This window comes from Pseudolabrys sp., assembly GCF_035943735.1.
Taxonomy (GTDB): domain Bacteria; phylum Pseudomonadota; class Alphaproteobacteria; order Rhizobiales; family Xanthobacteraceae; genus Pseudolabrys.
In genome coordinates, this window is sequence record NZ_DASZBV010000023.1 from 41,446 (window position 1) to 47,445 (window position 6,000).

Sequence of the window (6,000 nt, forward strand, 5' to 3'; positions counted from 1 at the left end):
TCCCGTCATTTCACCACGTCCGGTTTGCCAAGACGCGGCTTCTCTGTCGTGCGCCTACCGGTCACGTGTTTCCAAACGTCGAGGGCGGGGAATTGGGGGGAGATCGTTAAGCAACGCTCGGGTCTGTTCCTCGAGGCGACCAAGGCGAGGCGGCGGCGGGCTGAGACCGTCGCGGCGTCGCTCGAAAGCGGCTCAAGCACGAGGTCGGCGCTATTGGCGGGGTTTGTCAGTAGAAACGCAGTAGGAATGTCTCGGGTCATGTCAATCAATACCCGCTAGGCCTAGGGGCTAGTGCTGCGGGTCCTTCCCGGCCCCTGCCCATCATGCGGGCGGGGAGGCCCCGAAATTGCTCCAGTGGGTCGATTTGAATTTCAAGGTTGACGATGTTGACAGAGCTCATCGCGCCGGTTGACAGGCCGAACGAAAAGGCCGTGCGGTCGGTCTTGCAGGTCGCTAAGCGCGCCGGTCTCTCGAAACAAGCGGGGTCGAACAAATTGAAGCGGCTCGCCGCCGCGGGCGTCTTTGTCGAGCACGACGCTTCGGGGCGCCCGTCGCAGGCTTCAACGTCGTGCGATACTACCTGATGCGCGGGCAACTCGACGACCCGGGCGCATCGCCAGGCCCGCCAAGCCATGGCCCGTGCCGGCGGCCGCGGCGGCGGACAGTTACGGACAGAGAGCGCCGCACGACCGCAGTGACAGCGGCCGAGGCGGTCGTGGCTCGCGCTCGATGAATTGAAAAGCCCTGGTGCCGGTCGACCAGGTCGGCCATCGACGGGGGCGCCGAAGGCACGCCGAATATGGTCTACTATGTGCGGTTCGCCGTGCTCGACGGCCTGCATCCGAGCGAGTAGCACGTAACGACCCGCGCCGGCGGCGGTGACGCTGGAAACCCCCGGGACGGTCGCCGGCCTCAAACGCCTTCGACCAAGTCGCGGGCTGGTCGCCTGGTCGGCCAGCGGCTGCGACACTGAGCAGGTCGACTACAGGACACTTTGGTGGGCCGCGCCTTTAGGTGTCCACCCTTTCGAGTTGCCGGCCGGCGGGCGCCGTGCGATAGGTCCGCGCCAATTTCTTGTTGTGAATTTGTTGTGAAAGTTTGCGACCGATTATGCTATTTCGCTCCCAATCGTTCCGATTTCGTACCGGATCAGGTCGAGCGATCGCAGGGACAAGCCCTTGTAAAACAATGGCTTTAGAGACGGCGGGGCATAGCGCAGTCTGGTAGCGCGTCTGGTTTGGGACCAGAAGGTCGCAGGTTCGAATCCTGCTGCCCCGACCACTGCTCTTCTCCCAACCGAGTCGGATAAACGCCATGCAGTCGCTGGCCGCTGCAGGTCGCGTCCGATGGACCGCGGCTTCTTAGTATTCAGGCGTACAGCCTAAGTATTCAGCCTGATCGACAAGTATTACGACGTCCAGAGAGGTGCGGTAGCTTGGCACCGGTCTCTGTGCCGGAAATCCGGCAGAACACGACGAGAACACGCAGCAAACCATTGCGAATACTTGCGTATTCGCGCACTGCGTTTTCTACGCTCCACAGTTCATAAAATATGATTTTACCTTGCTTGCGGGCTGATATTACGCAAGAATTTATGCGCTGGTTATGCCGGATATTGTCGTTTTCATAACCATTTCGTGCACGCGACCGGCCCCGTTGGGGAGAGTGAAGCCGGTGACCGGGGGGATCCAGCGTTGCGAGTAGATGCGTCATGCCGACGATGACCCTGACCGCGCAGTTCGTGCGCGAGGCCGCATGCGGCGCCGGACGTCGCAAGACCGACTTCTTCGACTTTGGTCAACGCGGATTCCTGCTTGAGGTGCGTCAGTCCGGCGGCAAGACCTACTACCAGCGCTACACCGACGAGCGCGGTCGCGAGCGGCAATACAAGATCGGTCCCGCCGATGTGCTCACGCTCGACCAGGCGCGGCGCAAGGCGAAGCAAATCGTGGCGGAGGCACTACTCGGCGCCGACCCGCAGCAGAAGCGGCGCGAGATGCGCGGCATTCCCTTGCTGAAGGACTTCGTCGCCGAGCGCTATCTGCCTTACGTGCGCGGTTACAAGAACAGCTGGGTGACCGACGAGACGGTGCTGCGCATCCATGTCCTGCCGAAACTCGGCAATCTTGCCCTCGACGAACTCAAGACCGAGGCGATCTCCACGGTCGTGAACGCGATGCGCGAGGACGGCTATGCGTCGGGGACGATGAACCGCGTCATCGTCATTCTGCGTTACATCTATAATCTGGCGCGTAAGTGGAAGGTGCCGGGCGGTCTGGAAAACCCCGCCGCCGGCCTCTCCGCCGGACCGGACGTGCAGCGCAACCGTTTCCTCAGCGAGGAGGAGGCGGAGGCGCTGGTGCGCGCGATCCACGCCGACGAGAACCAGACGGCGGCGCGCTCGATCATGCTGCTGCTCCTGACCGGGGGGCGGCGCAACGAGATCACTTACGCCAAGTGGGACTACGTCGACTGGACCAAGAAGACGCTGCTGGTGCCGAAGTCCAAGTCCGGGCGCGCGCGCGTCATCGCGCTCAATCAGTCGGCGATCGCGCTGCTGACCTCGACGCCGCGCCTCGACGGCAATCCGTACATCTTCCCCTCGCCAGTGACCGGGCGGCCGTCGGCATCGCTGTTCTTTCCCTGGGATCGCATCCGCAAGCGTGCCGGGCTCGAGGACGTGCGCTTGCACGATCTGCGGCATTCGTTCGCCAGCTTCCTCGTCAACCGCGGGGTCTCGCTCTACGTGGTGCAGGGCCTGCTCGGGCATCTGCACGCGCGCACCACGCAGCGCTACGCGCATCTGACGCAGGAGACGCTCACCGATGCCGCCGAGTTGATGCAGGAGGTGATCACCTTCCCCGGCGTGGAGCGCAAGAGCGCCGGCGCCGGCGGTGCCTTCGGCGTGATGGCGCGTCCGCCGGACTAACGCGCACCGCGCAAGCGGCGCGCATTCCATAATCGACAGAGCCGAAGGCCCGTCGCGGAGCGCATCCGCGGCGGGTCTTTCTCGTTTCCGTCTATCGAACGCGGCCGTCGCGCGCGCATTTACCAGTCGGTAAGCGCCACAGGCGACAGTGACGCGCGTGCGCGACTCCCAAAAAGCCCTGCCGGGAAGGCCTTTTTCGCGCCCGACCTAGGCTATACCTACAGACCATTCCGCGGATCGCGGATGTGGCGGTGGAAAGGTCGACCCGCTTTCAACGGCTTGGCTTTGCCGGCGACCTAGGGACGCCCCAGAGGGGCAGGGGACGCCAAGCGCTCCGGCGAGCACAGCGCTCACCCGCCGGGATGCGCAACACCCGGGCTCGCGCGCGAGGCCAACGCGCAACCCCTCCAGTACGTGAAGATTTGCTCGCTCTACGGCGCCGGCTTCTACTATATGCCCGGCACCGATACCTGCCTGAAAGTCGGTGGCTGGGTCCGCGCCGAGTACAGCTACGGCAACAACGGCAGCTTCGCCTGGGGTTGGGCGAACGCTGACGTCAACAACCGCACGACCAACAACAGCGTGATGCGTGCCCGCGGCTACATCACGGCCGATGCCCGTGAGCAGACCGAGTACGGCACGCTGCGCAGCTATATCGCCGTCGGTATCAGCACGTCCGACGTTGGCGCGGACTCGCCGTCGAACACGTTCAGCGCCAACCGTGCGTTCATCCAGTTCGCCGGGTTCACCGCTGGTATCGCGCAGTCGTTCTACGACTTCTACAGCGTGCCGGCGTCGTCGTTCTGGGGCGCCTTCCCGGCCTCCGACACGGGTGATCCGGGCTGGCAGGTGTTCGCGTACACCGCGCAGTTCGGCAACGGTCTGTCGGCCTCGATCTCGGCCGAAGAGCGTCGCGACACGCAGATCGTGTCGGCGATGACCGCCTTCGGCACGGGTGGCGTCACGACCACCAGCAGCTACGGTGGCTTCCAGGCGCCCGACGTGGTCGGCAACCTCCGCCTCGACCAGGCGTGGGGCAGCGCCCAGGTCATGGCCGCTGCGCACAACGTCAACCCCACCTACTACACCGCTGCCCCGACTGCGAACGGGCCGTCGGACAAGTGGGGCTACGCGGTTGGCGCCGGCCTGAAGCTGAACGCGCCGATGTTCGGCCCGGGCGACTACTTCCAGACCCAGGTCAACTACACGAACGGTGCGTCCCGCTACGTGTTCATGACCCCGAACTCCAACTGGTTCAAAGCGACCGGCGCCACCTTCGGCTTCGGCGTTCTGTCGGACGGCGTGTACTCCGCCGCCACTGCCGGCTCGAGCGTGGATCTGACCACCGCTTGGGGCGTCAACGCGGCCTACGATCACCACTGGAGCAAGGCGTGGAAGACGTCGCTGTACGGCGGCTATGCCGCGGTCAGCTACAACACCACCGCCAACGCGACGCTCTGCACCTTCGAGGTGGGCGCCACCGGCACCTGCGACAACAACTGGAGCACCTACTGGATCGGTTCGCGCACCCAGTGGAACGTCACGAAGAACCTCTATGTCGGTCTCGACGTGATGTATTCGAAGCTGAAGTCCGCGACGACGACCACTGCGGCCGGCGTGGCCTCGGGTAACGACGTCGACAACGTCGCTGTCCGCTTCCGCGTGCACCGCGACTTCTATCCGTGATCTGAGCTGATCCGGATGAGACCCCCGGCGGGAAACCGCCGGGGGTTTTCCGCTTCTAGACGTTCCTGAGTTCCCGGACTTTCGCCATGTACGTCGAAACCGGTTTGTCACGCGACCTCGTTGAACTGATGCGGCTCGAGCGGCTGGCCTTCGCCGCCAAGCTGCGCCTCTCGCGCGCGGTGCTCGGCTGGAGCCAGAGCGAGCTCGGCTTCCGCATTGGCCTGAGCCAGCGCGCCGTACACAAGATCGAGCAGGGTGACACCGAGCCGCGCCGCAGCACCGTCCGCGCGATCGAAGAGATCTGGCGCGACGAAGGCATCGAATTCGAAGATCTCAACGACGGCGGCTTTCGCGTCACCGTGCGCTCGCCGGTGCTCGATCGCCCGGCGACGCTGAAGGCGCGCCGCGCGCGCAAGACCCGGGTCGAACTGGGGATCACTGCCGTCGCGCACCGTTCCGCCGGCCGCGCCTGAAACTTTCACGCACTTCGCGACGTTGACGCCGCCGATTGCCAGGGCGCGGCCTTCGCCCTATACGAGTCGCGCATCCGAACCGGCAGAGGCCCGATGACCGCCCGTATCTACAAACCCGCCAGAACCGCCATGCAGTCCGGCCAGGCCAACACCAAGGACTGGGTCGTCGATTTCGAGCCGGCGGTGCCGCGGCAGGTCGAGCCGCTGATGGGCTGGACTTCGTCCTTCGACACCCGGGCGCAAGTGAAGCTGCGGTTCGACACGAAGGAAGAAGCGATCGCGTACTGCGAGCGCAATGGCATCGCCTACCAGGTGTCAGAGGACAAGCCGGCGGCGCGCCGGGCGATTTCCTACTCGGACAATTTCGCGTTCCGCCGCCGCGACGCCTGGACCCACTGAGATCCGGCAAGGCTGTGCGGCTGGCGACCCCGGCTGGATTCGAACCAGCGACCCTCAGCTTAGAAGTCAGCAAATTCTGAGGGACACGGGAAGCCATAGCGCGTCAAATCCCTTGTAAACAGCCAAAACCAAGCATATACCCTCTGTCTGTTAGAGCCGTTTGAGGCCATGGGAAGCCTTGGGAAGCCGCCGCTAGGCTTCCCAGACGCTTCCCCAGACAAGGGGCAAAGCCATGCGGACCGATGCGGACGTGAAGGCCCTGCGGTTGGAGCCGGGCAAGACCGATCAGATTTTCTGGGCGGACAGGGGCTTTGGGGTGAGGCTGCGCCAGCGCGGCGAGGGCACCTCGGCCACGTTCGTCTTCCAATACAAGATCGGGCAGAAAAGCCGCCGCGTCATTATCGGGGAATGGCCGGGGATGCGCTTCAAGGCCGCCCAGGATCGTGCGGAGGGCCTTCGCGGGCAGCTTGCCGACGCCAAGCTTGGGCGCGGTATCGACCCCGGTTCCGAGCG

The 6,000-nt window shown here is 64.5% G+C and carries 4 protein-coding genes, 1 tRNA gene and 1 pseudogene; all 6 read left to right on the top strand.

Going from position 1 to position 6,000, the window contains the following annotated elements; all coding sequences use genetic code 11:
- Positions 1–1,204: 1,204 nt before the first annotated feature.
- A tRNA-Pro gene (locus tag VGV41_RS18305) sits at positions 1,205–1,281 on the top strand.
- A 430-nt stretch (positions 1,282–1,711) separates the two neighbouring features.
- Positions 1,712–2,929: a tyrosine-type recombinase/integrase gene (locus VGV41_RS18310; RefSeq protein WP_326865415.1), complete on the top strand. Its 1,218-nt coding sequence runs from the start codon at positions 1,712–1,714 to the stop codon at positions 2,927–2,929.
- A gap of 402 nt (positions 2,930–3,331) precedes the next feature.
- Positions 3,332–4,615 (top strand): annotated as a pseudogene (locus tag VGV41_RS18315) (porin); the annotation flags it as partial.
- A gap of 86 nt (positions 4,616–4,701) precedes the next feature.
- A complete protein-coding gene (locus VGV41_RS18320) occupies positions 4,702–5,088 on the top strand; it encodes a helix-turn-helix transcriptional regulator (RefSeq protein ID WP_326865417.1) in 387 nt (128 codons plus the stop codon).
- Positions 5,089–5,181: 93 nt separating this feature from the next.
- Positions 5,182–5,487, top strand: coding sequence for an ETC complex I subunit (locus tag VGV41_RS18325; protein ID WP_326865418.1), 306 nt, complete (start codon positions 5,182–5,184; stop codon positions 5,485–5,487).
- A 232-nt stretch (positions 5,488–5,719) separates the two neighbouring features.
- Positions 5,720–6,000 (top strand): integrase arm-type DNA-binding domain-containing protein (locus VGV41_RS18330; RefSeq protein ID WP_326865419.1); only part of this gene is annotated, 281 nt, incomplete at its 3' end.